The organism is Gephyromycinifex aptenodytis, assembly GCF_012277275.1.
Taxonomy (GTDB): domain Bacteria; phylum Actinomycetota; class Actinomycetes; order Actinomycetales; family Dermatophilaceae; genus Gephyromycinifex; species Gephyromycinifex aptenodytis.
Window position 1 is genome coordinate 1,192,999 of sequence record NZ_CP051155.1, and the last position, 13,178, is coordinate 1,206,176.

The window sequence follows — 13,178 nt, forward strand, 5'->3', positions numbered from 1 at the left end:
ACGGGGCAGCACCCAGACGGCCTCGCCCGAATACCTGTTGCGAGATTCCAAACCCGTCGTTAGGTTAGCCAAACCTACATATCGGACACTGTCCTCGAGGAAGGTATCCCCTCTATGCCGGTTCGCGCGAGCGTTTCCCGACGATTCACCGCCCTGTTGACCGTAGGGGCCCTGAGCCTGGCCATGTCCGGCTGCGGCCAGGAGAACGAAGCATCTCCCGCCGCCGCCCCGACGGCTGAGAAGGTCTCAGTGACTCATGCCCAAGGCACGACGGAGGTGGTCAAAGACCCCCAAAAGATCGTCGTCCTCGAGTTCGGCGCCCTCGACACGCTGAACTCCCTCGGGATGGCTGACCGTGTGGTCGGCGTGCCCAAGACCGGGGTAGTGCCGGAGTCGCTGAGCCAGTTCAAGGACGACAAGTACACCAATGTCGGTTCAATGTTCGAACCGGACCTCGAAGCCATCAAGAAGACCAACCCCGACCTGGTCATCCTGGGTTTCCGTAGCGCTAAGAAGTACCCCGACCTGGCTGCTCACTTCCCCACCGTTGACGTCACCTTCGCCGACGGGGGCACGTTCTACGAAGGCGTCGAGGAGGCCTCCACCATCATCGGCAAGGCCGTGGGCAAGGAGGCCGAGGTCGAGGCCAAGCTCGGAGAGCTGAAAAAAACCATCGAAGACACCAAGACCAAGATGCCCGACGGCACCGGCATGATCCTCATGACCTCAGCGGGCAAGGTCACTCAACACGGCGAGAAGTCCCGCTTCGGCGCGATCTTCCGCGACCTCGGGGTGAAGAGTTCGGGCCAGGTCGCAGACAACCCGCACGGTGACCCGATCTCGTTCGAGGCCATTCAGAAGGCCGACCCCGACATGCTGTTCGTCGTCGACCGCGATGCCGCCATCGGCAAGTCCGGCAAGGCGGCCAAGGAGGTTCTCAACAACGAGCTCGTCGCCAGCACCAAGGCCTGGAAGAACAACAAGGTCGTCTACCTGGACGGTCAGCGGTGGTACGTCATCATGCACGGTCTGGACAACGCCAAGGCCATGATCGAAGGCGCAGTAGAGGGTCTGTGAGCACTACTGCCACTCGCGGCACCAGCCAACCGACCACCCACCCCGAGAAGCCTCGGCGGTGGGTGTTCGGTGTGGCCGTCCTGGGACTGTTGGCACTGGCGACGGTGAGTCTCTTCGTCGGCGTCAACGACCTCTCGCCGGCGGACTTCATGTACGGGCGGGCGAGTGAGGCTGCGCGCCAGACACTGTTCGCCTCCCGGGTGCCACGCACCGTCGCCGTCCTACTGGCGGGATCGTCCCTGGCGATGGCCGGCCTGCTGATGCAGTTGTTGGTGCGGAATCGCTTCGTCGAGCCCGGCACGGTCGGAACCGCGGAGTCGGCCGGCGCGGGCATCCTGCTCGCCACCATGTTGTGGCCAGGGTCCCCGCTGTCGGTCAAAATGCTGATCGCTGTGGTCACTGCGCTGGCCGGGACGGCGCTGTTCATGAAGCTCGTCAATGCACTGCCGCGCGGTGAATCGGTCATCGCAGTACCCCTGGTGGGCATGATGCTCTCGGGAATGATCTCGGCGACCACCACCGCCGTCGCCTACCGCTTCGATCTGATCCAGACTCTGGGGGTGTGGATGGCGGGCGACTTCTCGGGCATTCTGCGCGGTCGCTACGAGTTGCTATGGCTCATTGCCGGGGTGTTCATAGCGGTGTGGTTCGCGGCTGATCAGTTCACCATTGCATCCCTGGGCGAGGAGCAGGCCAGCAATCTGGGCTTGAACTACCGCGCAGCAATGAACCTCGGACTCGCCATGATCGCCATCAGCAGCGCTGTCTGCCTGGTCGTCGTGGGCAACATCGGTTTCGTCGGCCTCGTGGTGCCCAACTTGGTCAGCGCCGTGATGGGCGACAACCTGCGTCGCTCCCTGGGGTGGGTGGCACTCTGCGGCGCCGCGTTCGTCCTGGTGTGTGACCTGTTGGCACGCACGATCAATTACCCCTATGAGATCCCGGTGTCCACCATCGCCGGAGTGATCGGTGCGGTCATGTTCCTGACTCTCCTGCTTCGACGGATGCCGACACGGGCAGGTGGGCAACGATGAGCACCGTCACCACCGAGCCTGCCGTGCATGCGCGGACCGTCTCCCCTGGCAGGCGGCTCACGTTCGTCCTGATCGTCGCGGCCTTGTCGATCCTGGCATTCCTGGCCCTCGACTCCGGTGGCGACCTTGCCTTCACCCTGGAATATCGCGGCCGCAAGTTGCTGGGCATGATCCTGGTGGGGATCGGCACCGGCGCTGCCACCGTGGCCTTTCAGACCGTCACTTCCAACCGCATCCTGACCCCCTCGGTGATGGGTTTGGACGCGCTCTATGCGTTCCTGCAGACCCTGCTCGTGTTCCTGCTCGGCGCCACCTTGTCGAGTCACCTCGGTCCGATCGCCATGTTCGCCACGAACCTGGCGGTGATGATGCTTTTCGGCTTGGGGCTGGCGGCGATGTTGGCGGCCACCAGGACCAGCGTGCACATGCTCGTCCTTATCGGGATCGTCCTGGGAACGCTACTGCGCTCCTTGCAGTCTCTGCTGACCCGAATGATGGACCCGACGTCCTTCTTGATGCTTCAAGGCAACCTGTTCGCCTCCTTCAACACCGTCCATCCAGAACTCCTGGGGATCTCTTCGGTGCTCGTGGCCCTCGGCTGCGCCTGGCTGTGGTGGCGTCGCCACGAGTTGGACGTAATGGCGCTGGGCCCCCAGAGCGCCCAAGGGTTGGGTGTCGACCCGCACCAGATCATCCGCGAAGTGTTGCTCGTGGCCATCATGCTCGTCAGCGTGTGCACCGCCCTGGTAGGTCCGATCACCTTCCTCGGGCTCATCGTCGCCAACGTCGCCTACATCGTCAGCACCTCGGGCAAGCATGCCTGGACCTTGCCGATGGCCTGCGCACTGGCGGTGGTAATGCTCGTGGGTGGTCAGGCAATTCTGGAGCACGTCTTCGGGCAGGCCGTCCTGCTCAGCGTCATTATCGAGTTCGGGGGCGGGCTGCTGTTCATCTGGCTCGTGATGTCCGGCAGTGCCCTCAAGGGGAAGCAATCATGATCGAAATCAATCATGTGTCCAAGCGCTACGGCCACGCGGTCGTCGTCGACGACGTCACGATCAACCTACCGGCCGGCGGCATCACCTCCATCGTGGGCGCCAATGGTGCCGGCAAGTCGACGCTGCTGTCGATGGTGGCCCGGTTGTTGAAGATCGACACCGGAACGATCAGCGTCCGCGGCCTAGACGTGTCCACCACGGACTCGAAGGAACTGGCCCGCACCTTGGGCATCCTGCGCCAAGAGAACGGACTACAGGTTCGTCTGACGGTGCATGACCTGGTCAGCTACGGGCGCTACCCGCACTCGCGCGGACGCTTGGGTCCCGCCGATCACGCGGCGATCGACGCAGCGATCGAACACATGAACTTGGAGGTCCTGCGCCACCGATTTCTTGATGAGATGTCGGGGGGACAACGCCAGCGCGCGTTCGTCGCGATGCTGCTGGCCCAGGACACCGCCTGTCTACTGCTGGACGAACCCCTGAACAACCTGGACCTCGCCCACTCGCTGACGATGCTGCAGCGGTTGCGCAGCGCCGCCGACGACCTCGGCAAGACGGTGGTCATGGTGGTCCACGACATCAACTTCGCCTCAGCCTGGTCCGATCACATCGTCGCGATGAGAGACGGTCGCGTCCTGCTGCAGGGTCCACCGATCGAGGTGGTGAACCAGTCCATGCTGCAGCAGGTCTTCGGGGTCGATTGCGCCGTCGACACGAGCTCGGGGTATCCCGTTGCGCAGTATTTCCGACCGTCGCGCAAGCTCGATCTCGCCGACTAGAGCTCGCTTCGAGATCGAGGGCAGAACGCAGACGCAGCGCCCGGACACCCCGCGGTCAGGACGTCGCCGGAGCCACATCCTCCAACACCTCGTACGACCACAGTTCCCAACCGTCTGCATAGGTCACTGAATTCGGGTCCCGGTGGGGGCGCTGCCCGTACCAGGCCTCGTAGGCGGCGTCATCGCGCCACTGGGTCACCACCAGCCAGGTCGCACGTTCATCGGTGGGGCGCAGCACCTTGAACCCCTCGAACCCGTCGACATGCTCGATTTTTCCCGGCCGAGCCGAGAACCGCTCCAGGAACTCCGCGGCGCGCCCTTCGGCGATGTGCATGGCGTTGATCTTCACGCTGGACATGAGACCTCCCTTGATGAGTTAGGTAACCCTTACCTATCACACCATCTGAGGCCGCCCGGCGACCGGCCGACCGGGGTAAAGGTGCACATGTCACATCCACGACGCCTGGCCGCAGCGGGCCAGTCGACATCACGGCAGTAACCCGACGGGACATCCGGCAGCCCGGGCGACGAATCACGCTCTCGGCTGGTGCGATCGGAGTTTTGACTCCCCCCGCGATCCTCCTAGCACCCGGGGAAACCCTCTCTTCGGCTTTCTCCGATGACCCGTAGGCGTTAGGGTTGGCTCACCTAACAGTTACTCCCGTAAGGAATTATTTATGAGGTCCGACCGCCAAATCTCCCCCAGTGGGCGACTGAACACACGGGACTACATCAACGTGGGAGTCTTCACCGCCCTGTACTTCGCGGTGAACTTCATGACCGCGATGGTCGGGTTCGCCGGGCCTGCGTTCATGTTCGTGGGCTGGGCCCTGGGGATCCTGCTCGGCGGTATCGTCATCGCCCTGTTCATCGCCCGGACACCTAAATTCGGAGCCTTGACTCTGCTCGGCTTCATCAACGGCTTGCTGTTCGTGATGACAGGGCTGTGGTGGGGAGCCGTCATCGTGTGCACCTTGCTCGGCCTCATCGCTGACCTCATCGTCACCCGCGGGGCACTGCCGAGCATCGCCAAGCGAGTGCCGTGGGCCTACGCGGTCTTCTCACTCTGGCTGGTTGCCCCGCTGTTCCCGGTCTTGTTCAATGCCGACGCCTACTACGCCGGTATCGAGAGCCAGATGGGGGCCGACTATTCGAACGGCATGCGAGAGCTCTTTCAGACGTGGGTGATCGGGGTGTGGACCATCTGCATCGCCGTCCTTGGCTACTTCGGCGGCTTGCTCGGTGTCCGCGCCACCGCCAAGCACTTCGCTCGTTCCGGACTTGCCTGAGCGTGGCTCTCATCGCACCCACGGTCCCGACGTCCAGATCCGGAGTGCACTTCGACCCCCGTACAACCCTGCTCGCCCTGCTCGCTCTCAACATGCTCGCGATGGGTAACCACGCCTTCAGTGTGTGCGTCGTCGGCCTGGCCCTGGTAGCCGTGTTGCTGCTTGCCGCGCGTCAGGTCCGGCAGGCGATGATCGCAGTCGCCACTTTCGCCTTCTGCGCAAGCATGTACCTGATCCCGCTGGCCGTCGGGGCGCCGTCCGGCTTTACCGGGCTGACCAGCGCGGTCATGGCGATGGGATTCTGGTTTGCCCGCTTCACCGTCTCCATCGGAGCCGGGTACTGGGCCGTGCAGACCATCCGGCCCGCTGAACTCATCGATTCCCTGCACCAAATTCACGCCCCGAACTGGCTCGTGGTGCCGCTGGCCGTGGTACTGCGCATCTTCCCCGTGATCGCCACTGAGACCCGGGCCGTCGTGGACGCGATGACCCTGCGCGGGCTGCGCCCCGGTCCTGCGGGGATGCTGCGCCACCCGGTGAAAACGGGCGAGCTGGTACTCATTCCGCTGCTGATGACGGTCGTGCGCGCCGGGGATGAGCTCGCCGCCGCCGCGATGATCCGTGGGCTCGGCGGGCCCCATCGGCCCAGCAGCCTGCGCACCCCCCGCTTCCGCCTCGCAGACGCATTGCTGCTCATCGCCCTGGCAGCCATCACGGCCCTTGCACTGAGCGGTTGGGAAATCCCGCTGTAGCCGGCGCCTTCGTCTCGCCATGGACACCTTCGCGCCTCTTCCGCCATGCGGTGGCGGCCACGGCTTGGTCGAGGTGAGCGGCACCGCCGATGCCAGCACCGTCAGCCTGCGGTACGGGCCGAGCGGTTTCGGTAAGACGACAAGCCCTACGGCTACTGAACGGACCGTCCCGCACTTCCCGGACGGACCGCTCGCGGACATACCAGTGCTTCAGTCATCGGTGTCCTCGATGTGGTGGTCCAGGTTGGCAACACCACGGCGCCAGTAGCCGTCGACATCCCAACCTTCCCGCTCCAGCCCGGACTCGCGGGACAGATAGCGGCGCAGCGGCTTGATCGACATCGCCTCACCCGCGACCCAGCAGAAGCCGTCCCCCTCGGGCAGCGCGTGACCACGTACCGCTTCCTGCAGCAGCGTTGCGGTACCCGGCTCGGCGTCGCCGCGATGCAGCCAGTGGATGGTGAGGTCGGCTTGGGTGTCGATCGCAATCTCGTCCCCGGCATCCTGCACCTCGATGTAGGCGGTGACGGGAACACCCGCGCGCAGTCCTTCGATCCAACGGGCTGCAGCCGGCAGCGCGGTTTCGTCGCACGCGAAAACGTACCAATCGCGTACGTCTCTGAGCAGGAATGCCCCGCGGGGGCCGAGCATGCCGAGCTCGTCACCGGGGCGGGCGTTGGCAGCCCAGGTACCGGCAACGCCGTGGCCGTGCAGGACGAAGTCGATGTCCAGACGAAGGGCCTGCGGGTCGAAGAATCGGATTGTGTAGTCACGGAAGGTGTAGTCGGCCGGGGACCAGCGGCCCTCGACGATTTCGGGCAGGACAGCCTGCCCTGTGCCCTCGACATCGAAGAAGAGCTTGACGTGGTCTTGGGCAGAAACGGTGGGCAGATCATCCAGATCAGACCCCGTGAAATGGATGCGCACCATCCGTTGGGACAGCCGTGTCGTGCCCGTGACGGTGATCCGCCGGGGACGCAGGTCGAAATAGTAGGCGGCGAGCTTGCCGGTGTCCTGGAGAGGCTCGTAATGGCGTGGAATGAAGATGCTCATGGGTTCTCCTTCGTTCGCTCGTTCGTGTTCTGCAGCTCGGCTTGGTCGCGCTGGTGGGTACCCGCTGAGCCGCAACGCCAGCGCGGCCGGATGAGGTCTGGGCCGCCTGCAGGTCGGGCGATCCCGCCGTGACGGCATCGGCGATGCCGGCGATACAGACCTGCGATGGAAGCTGTGTCTTCTGCGGACGCCCCACGGACACCTCGAGCAGGGGGAAGGCCGTCGGACAGTCCCGCGGCAGCGTCTCTGCCAGGGCCGGGCCATACCTGGGCCTGCAGGTGGCGCGAGTGCACCGCCGGATTCACAGTCGCCACTGGGCCGACTCTCGCCAGCGGGCCGTCATCAGTGCGAACACGCCACCGGCCGCCTTCAGCTGCGAAACGGTCCCGGTCTCCACGATCCGGCCGCCGTCCAGGACGATCACGTTGTCGGCGATGTCGAGCATCGCCGGGCGGTGCGCCACCACGACGGTGGTGTACTCGGGACGAATCTGCGCCAGGGCATCCACGACGGTGCGTTCGTTGCGGTTGTCCAGCGCGGAGGTCGCCTCGTCCACCAGCAGCAGGCGGGCGGACTTTGCCAGGGCGCGAGCAACGCCGACGCGCTGGCGTTCACCACCGGAAACCTTGCCTCCGAGTTCACCGACGGGGGTGTCCCACCCGTGAGGCAGTGCCTCCAGCACCCGATCCAGGCCACTCAACCTGGCGATGCGGTCCTGGTCGCCGGCGGTGAGTCCGGGATTGACGGCTCTCAGATTTTCGCGCACGGTACCGGCGTGCAGTAAAGAGTCCTGGAAGACGACCGCGGCGTTACCGCGCAGATCCGCCGCGCTCGCCGGGACACCATCCAGTTCGACTTCTCCGCAGGTCGGTTCGGTCAACCCGGCCAGGACCCGCAGCAGGGTGGACTTGCCTGACCCGGAAGGCCCCACCACCACCGTGACCGTGCCGGGCGCCAGGTCGAGGTCGACGTTGCTGAGCGCGTTCAACCCATCGGCGAACTGCACGCCCACGTCCCGCAACCTCACCTGTGGCGCGTCCGGGGAAGGGGCGCTGGGAACGATGGCGGTCGTCTCGACGATCTCTCGTACCTCCGCCAGGGTCCGCCGGGTGGAGTCCAGCGCGTCGGCAGAGCTACTGAGCATGGTGGCCTGCTCCACCACCCGCAACAACACCACGACGGAAGCCGCCGCACCGGCCGCTGAGAGTGAGCCGGCGTCGTAGGAGCGCCAGATCACGACGCCGAAGCCGAGCAACACCACCTGTAGCGCCAGGCTGAACAGCACCTCGCCGGGAAGCTGCCAGACCAGCAAACCGCGCATACGACACCGCGTCGCTTCAATGGCGGAGTCCACCCGCGCCCGGCCGTCTGCCACGCGGCGGGCCGTCCGCAGCGAGGGCTGAGCCCAGGCGAACTCGAAGAGCCGGTCGTCGAGTTCTTCGTTGGCTCGGGTGAACGTGGACGTCGCGCGCGCTTGCAGGCGCATCGCCCCCCACATCGCCGCAAGGCACAGCAATCCACCGACCAGTGTCACGACGGCCAGCAGGGGTGAGATCCACACCAGCCCGAAACTCAGGGCGAAGAGCAGTGCTACCGCTGTAATCACCGGCCCGACGATGAGGATGACGGCCGAGGTGGCTTCGGTGGCGCGACCTGAGACCAGCGAGCGCAATCGGCTCGCTCGAGCAGGGGTGAGTTTGGAGGCCGGCCAGGACAGGACAGCCTGCGGTGCATGCTGGTGGATCGCTCTCATCACGCCGATCCCCAGCTGCAGGCCCAGACGGGCGGCGAGGACGTCCATCACCCAGGCCACGGCGACCAACCCGATCAGGACCAGCACCCACCAGCCGGCAGAGGCAGGATTCGGCCCGAAGAGCCTGGCCAGCAATGGGTACAGCGTCAGAACAGCGCCGGCCTGCAACGTCGCCGACACCAACACCGCCCCGAGGAAGCCCCAGAATGGACGCCCCCCACCGCTGATGACATGAATGGCCCGCAGCATCAGTGCACCTCCTCGCGTTCGAGAAATGACGACTCGCCGGCGTCCCAGAGCCGTCGATACAGCCCATCGACGCTGCTCAGTTCTGCGTGGGTCCCGGTCTGCACCACCTGTCCGGCGTCCATCACGACGATCTGGTCGGCGTTGGTGATGGTGTGCAGACGGTGGGCGATCATCAGCACCGTGCGACCCGCCAGCAGGTGCTCGAAGCCCTTGCGGATGGCCCACTCGGACTCGGCGTCGGCCGCAGCCGTGGCCTCGTCGAGGACGACGATCGGTGTGTCTGCCAGCAGCGCGCGAGCAATCCCGACGCGTTGCCTCTCCCCGCCGGAGAGCCGGTCGGTGGAGATGATCGTGTCGTAGCCCTGGGGCAGGTCGGCGACGACTGCGTCCAGGTGGGCAGCTTGGGCTGCCTTGTGAATCTCCTCCTGGCTCGCCTCGGGCCGGGTCAGGGCAATGTTGTCTCGCACACTGCCGTGGATGAGTTGCACATCCTGCAACAAGATCGAGACGCGCGCGTACAACTGCTCGTGGGTCAGGTCGCGTACATCGGTGCCGTCGATGCTGACGGTGCCGCGCTCGACATCCCACAGCCGTGCGAGCAGCGCTGCCACGGTGGATTTCCCTGCCCCCGAGGGTCCTACCAGGGCGGTCACCGTTCCGCGTTGCAACTCCAGCGACAGCCCTTCAAGGACGGTTCGACCGGTGCCGTAGGCGAAGCTGACGTCTTCGAATCGGACATGACCGGCCGGGGCGCTGCGGTCAGCGGGGGGAGCCAGTTCCGGCGTCGCAAGGAACAGTTCGATACCGCTGCGAGAGTTCAGGGCAGCGATCAACGCCCCCAGGTTGAGAGCCAGGGAGATCAGTTGACCTCCCATCGCCGTTCCCAACACCAGGAACGGCAGGAGGTCCAGCGGCTCGATCCACCCCGGCATGATGAACAGGTAGCCGGCGACCAGCAGGATCCCCAGCACAGTGGTGGGTCGGTTGCTCATCGAGGCCAGGATCTTGCGCGGGCCGGTGTCGCGTTGCCAGTCCGCGATGAAGTCTCCGACCTCGCCCAGCGTGGCGGGCAGATCTACCACCGCTTGCGGCCCGTACACCGCTGCCACGTCGCGGGTCATGATGAACGTCTGCGCCTGCCCGGCAGCCAGGGCCAGGTAGCGCTGCGAGCGCACCATCCGCTCGCGATCGGCGCGGGCGATCCCGGACATGATCATCAGGTAGGCAGCCAACGGCACCAACAGCACCAGGCCCAGGCGCCATTGCACAGTGAACAGGTAGATCAGGGTGGCCAGCGGCGTGACCACTCCCCCGACGACGTCGGGCACGGTGTGGGTGATGAGGTAATGCAAAGCTCCCACGTCATCGCTGACGAGTTTCTTCACCTCGCCCGGACGCCGGTCACCGAACCAGCCCAGCGGCAACACACTGAGTTTGCTCATCAGCCGTCGGCGTAGGGCCGCCGAGAAGGACGCGTCGTAGAAGTGCAGTACCAAGACGAGCAGGGATGCTGCAGCCGTGGTGAGCCCCATGACGACCGCGGCGGTCACGGCGGTGCTGACATATTCCTCGCGCTGAGCGCCGGTCAGGAAGGATCGCGCCAACTCCGCGAACAAGACGAACGGCACCAGTTGCAGGATCGAGATGAGCGCTTGGGCGACGCCCGCCGCGATGAGGGGGATCTTGGCCGCGGCGAGCACACCGGCAGCGGGCTGCCTGGCCGGCTCCTCGGGCGTTGAGCCGGCCGGCGTCGCCGCAGGAGCGGCTTGTTCCGCGACGGCTCGCCCCTCGTGCTCGGCAGCGGCGTTCAGGGTATCCAGGGTCTCGGATTTGCCCATCGCGCGCCCCCGGATCCAGTACGCCTGGGCGTGCAGGGTCGCTCGGTTCAAGCCGTACTCTCGCTGGAGCAGGGTCTTGGCGTGCCGGGTGGAGGTGCTCTCACCGGTCACCCAGGCGTACCAACCGGTCCAATCCCGGCCTGCGAGCGCCTGGACCAGGGCCTGCCCATCAGGCAGTTCGTCCACCCAGGCCGCGGTGATGTTGGGCCCCTGAGGTAACGGCAGCTGGTTGTCCAGTTCGGTGTGGCGTTCGAGGTAGACGACCACCGGTTGGTCCTTGGGGATGGCCTCGGCCAGCGCCCGGATGGCCGGATACCCAGCCAGGTCGCCCATCAGCAGGTAACCCTCGGGAGCCGGCGTGGGAAGGGCGAAGGGGTGCTCGCCGTAGCGCATCGCCACGATCTGCTGGCCTTCATCGCAGTTCGCAGCCCAGTAGGAGGCGGGCCCCATCGGGTGGTGGATCACGAAATCCATGGCGAACCGGCCGGTCTGCGGGTCGGGATCCACGATCGTGTAGCCCCGCTGGTGCTGGCGTGAGCCACCGTCGGGGTCGGGGAACCACGCACGAATCCAGTTGGCCGGAGCTTCACCCTGCGTGTTCAGTAGCGTCTCGGAGTGGCAGTGCACTCGGATGAAGTGATCGGCGAGCTTCTGGGTGCCCGTCACGGTGACGCAATGCTCTTGGGCGCCCAGCCCGCGCAGCACTGCGCCTTGGAATCCCTTGCCCATGGTCGCTCCTTGGCGGTTTATGGTCAGGTTTGAGGTCGTTGGGCGCCCCTGGGAGCGCGGGTGGCTGGCCTAGGACAGTTCGCTGAGGCCGGGTGTTGAGGTGTCCTCCGGCCGGGAGGACGGGCCAGGCGGCACCGATGCGGGATCGTCATGGGGACGCGCGACGTCGGCGCGCATGAGGTGAAGGAGATCGGTGACGCCTTGGCCCGGTTGCGCGGCTTGGAGAAACCCGTTGATGGCCGCCCCCAGCCACAGTCGGACGTACTCTGCGTCCTCTACCTGCGGCAGCACGCGCAGCACCTGCCCGATCCCTTCGTCGGCGAGGTTGTCCACGGTGACAACCTCCAACTCCTGTTCGATGACATCGGCCCGCACGCGGCGCTCATCCGCAGCAGCGGCATAACCGATGGCCAAGATGGCCACCGCGGAGGAGAGCACCATGGCCACCGCGGGGTCGTAACCGCGCCGGTGCAGCGCACGGGTGGCGTCGGCGAGGAGGCGACGTCCCCCCTCCCCACGCGGGAAGAGTGTCTGCATGTAGGAGGCGAGGCCAGGGTGCGCGAGGGTGAACTCGTACAGCCTCAACCCCTGCGCCAACAGGTGGTGTTTGTCGTCCAGGGCTGGGTCGTCGAGTAGTTCCAGCTCGGCCAGGATGCTCTCTCCGACCAACCTCTCCAGACCCATGCGGTTCTCGACATGGCGGTACAGCGCTGTTGCCGTGACCCCGAGTTCCTGAGCCACGGCATTCAAGCTCAGCCGCCGCAGTCCGATGGCGCGCCCGGCACGCTCGATGTCCGCACTGGTGATCTGAGGAGGCCTACCCCCGATGTTCACCGCTCGCCTCCCTTAGTTGTACCTACTAACTAAGGGGATACTAAGTTGCACGAGTGCGGCTCACAAGGGGCTCGTCCCTCGTTTTTCGGTGCATCCGAATCGCCCGCCGAACCCGTCGGCGGCGCAGTTCTGCTGAGCTCCGACGGAGTCCACCGTTCCATTCCCCTGCCAGGGTCATCGCGTGGCTGGCGTCGGGCGGGTTCGCTGCACCGGGAACCCCGGGGCCGACACCGGCAAGTACGGGTCTCTAGCCTGGCGGCATGAACAGCATCGATATTTTGATCGACGCCGCAGGCCGACCTGCCGCGTCCGCCCACGTCGTTCTTCGCGACCTGAGTCAGAAGGCCGCGCACGCCATGCCATCGGGGGGCAACTCGATCGCCTGGCTGCTATGGCACGCGGCGCGGCAGATGGATGTGCAGCTTCTGGCTCTGTCCGGCGGGGAGTCAGTGTGGCGCAGCGGCGACTGGGCACAGCGCCTCGGTGTCCACCGGGACGAGGACGACTTCGGTATGGGCGACTCCCCCGATGATGTCAGCGCACTTCAGGTCAGCGACGTGGCCGCTTTGGGCGAGTACCTGGGCGCCTGCGTCGAGGCGCTCGTCGCCTACCTACGCACCGCACCTGATCTGGGCGAGGTGATCGACGCCTCTTACACCCCGCCGGTGACGCGCGCCACGCGGATCCTGAGCATGGTCAACGACGCCGTCACCCACGTCGGTCAGGCCGCCTACGTGCGCGGGATCGTCGACGACTGGTCCATCGGCGTCTGAGGCTGGGGGGCCTCGCA

The 13,178-nt window shown here is 65.7% G+C and carries 12 protein-coding genes; 7 read left to right on the plus strand and 5 right to left on the minus strand.

The window, feature by feature from the left end:
• Positions 1 to 114: 114 nt before the first annotated feature.
• The 4 genes from G9V96_RS05015 to G9V96_RS05030 are packed head-to-tail and all read left to right on the plus strand — an operon-like array spanning position 115 to position 3,891.
• The gene (locus tag G9V96_RS05015; protein ID WP_168582059.1) at positions 115 to 1,077 is read left to right on the plus strand and encodes a siderophore ABC transporter substrate-binding protein; all 963 of its coding nucleotides are present in this window, start codon (positions 115 to 117) and stop codon (positions 1,075 to 1,077) included.
• Entirely contained in the window at positions 1,074 to 2,111 is a 1,038-nt protein-coding gene (locus G9V96_RS05020; RefSeq protein WP_226913485.1) for an ABC transporter permease, read from the plus strand. Before G9V96_RS05015 ends, G9V96_RS05020 begins: the two co-directional genes overlap by 4 nt.
• A complete protein-coding gene (locus G9V96_RS05025; RefSeq protein ID WP_168582060.1) occupies positions 2,108 to 3,109 on the plus strand; it encodes an iron chelate uptake ABC transporter family permease subunit in 1,002 nt (333 codons plus the stop codon). The genes G9V96_RS05020 and G9V96_RS05025 overlap by 4 nt, the downstream gene beginning before the upstream one ends.
• The gene (locus G9V96_RS05030) at positions 3,106 to 3,891 is read left to right on the plus strand and encodes an iron ABC transporter ATP-binding protein (protein ID WP_168582061.1); all 786 of its coding nucleotides are present in this window, start codon (positions 3,106 to 3,108) and stop codon (positions 3,889 to 3,891) included. Before G9V96_RS05025 ends, G9V96_RS05030 begins: the two co-directional genes overlap by 4 nt.
• A 55-nt stretch (positions 3,892 to 3,946) precedes the next feature.
• Here the strand turns inward: G9V96_RS05030 and G9V96_RS05035 are convergent, their stop codons facing one another.
• The gene (locus G9V96_RS05035; protein WP_168582062.1) at positions 3,947 to 4,249 is read right to left on the minus strand and encodes an antibiotic biosynthesis monooxygenase family protein; all 303 of its coding nucleotides are present in this window, start codon (positions 4,247 to 4,249) and stop codon (positions 3,947 to 3,949) included.
• A 319-nt stretch (positions 4,250 to 4,568) separates the two neighbouring features.
• On the opposite strand from G9V96_RS05035, the gene G9V96_RS05040 reads away from it, so the two are divergent.
• Together G9V96_RS05040 and G9V96_RS05045 are read left to right on the plus strand one after the other, a co-directional pair.
• Positions 4,569 to 5,180, plus strand: coding sequence for an MptD family putative ECF transporter S component (locus G9V96_RS05040; protein WP_168582063.1), 612 nt, complete (start codon positions 4,569 to 4,571; stop codon positions 5,178 to 5,180).
• Between the two features lie 44 nt (positions 5,181 to 5,224).
• Positions 5,225 to 5,932, plus strand: a complete 708-nt coding sequence (locus G9V96_RS05045; RefSeq protein WP_168582064.1) for an energy-coupling factor transporter transmembrane component T — start codon at positions 5,225 to 5,227, stop codon at positions 5,930 to 5,932.
• A 210-nt stretch (positions 5,933 to 6,142) separates the two neighbouring features.
• On the opposite strand, the gene G9V96_RS05050 is transcribed toward G9V96_RS05045, so the two are convergent.
• The 4 genes from G9V96_RS05050 to G9V96_RS05065 all read right to left on the minus strand — a co-directional run bounded on the left by G9V96_RS05050 (position 6,143) and on the right by G9V96_RS05065 (position 12,388).
• Entirely contained in the window at positions 6,143 to 6,985 is an 843-nt protein-coding gene (locus tag G9V96_RS05050) for a siderophore-interacting protein (RefSeq protein ID WP_168582065.1), read from the minus strand.
• A 301-nt stretch (positions 6,986 to 7,286) separates the two neighbouring features.
• Positions 7,287 to 8,987, minus strand: a complete 1,701-nt coding sequence (locus G9V96_RS05055) for an ABC transporter ATP-binding protein (RefSeq protein ID WP_168582066.1) — start codon at positions 8,985 to 8,987, stop codon at positions 7,287 to 7,289.
• A complete protein-coding gene (locus tag G9V96_RS05060; RefSeq protein ID WP_168582067.1) occupies positions 8,987 to 11,554 on the minus strand; it encodes an ABC transporter ATP-binding protein/permease in 2,568 nt (855 codons plus the stop codon). Before G9V96_RS05060 ends, G9V96_RS05055 begins: the two co-directional genes overlap by 1 nt.
• Before the next feature lie 69 nt (positions 11,555 to 11,623).
• Positions 11,624 to 12,388 carry a TetR/AcrR family transcriptional regulator gene (locus G9V96_RS05065; protein WP_210424467.1) on the minus strand — a complete coding sequence of 255 codons (765 nt, stop codon included), beginning with the start codon at positions 12,386 to 12,388 and terminating at the stop codon, positions 11,624 to 11,626.
• A gap of 260 nt (positions 12,389 to 12,648) precedes the next feature.
• Here G9V96_RS05065 and G9V96_RS05070 point away from each other — a divergent pair, with 260 nt between their 5' ends.
• Entirely contained in the window at positions 12,649 to 13,161 is a 513-nt protein-coding gene (locus tag G9V96_RS05070; protein ID WP_168582068.1) for a DinB family protein, read from the plus strand.
• The last annotated feature ends 17 nt before the right edge of the window (positions 13,162 to 13,178 follow it).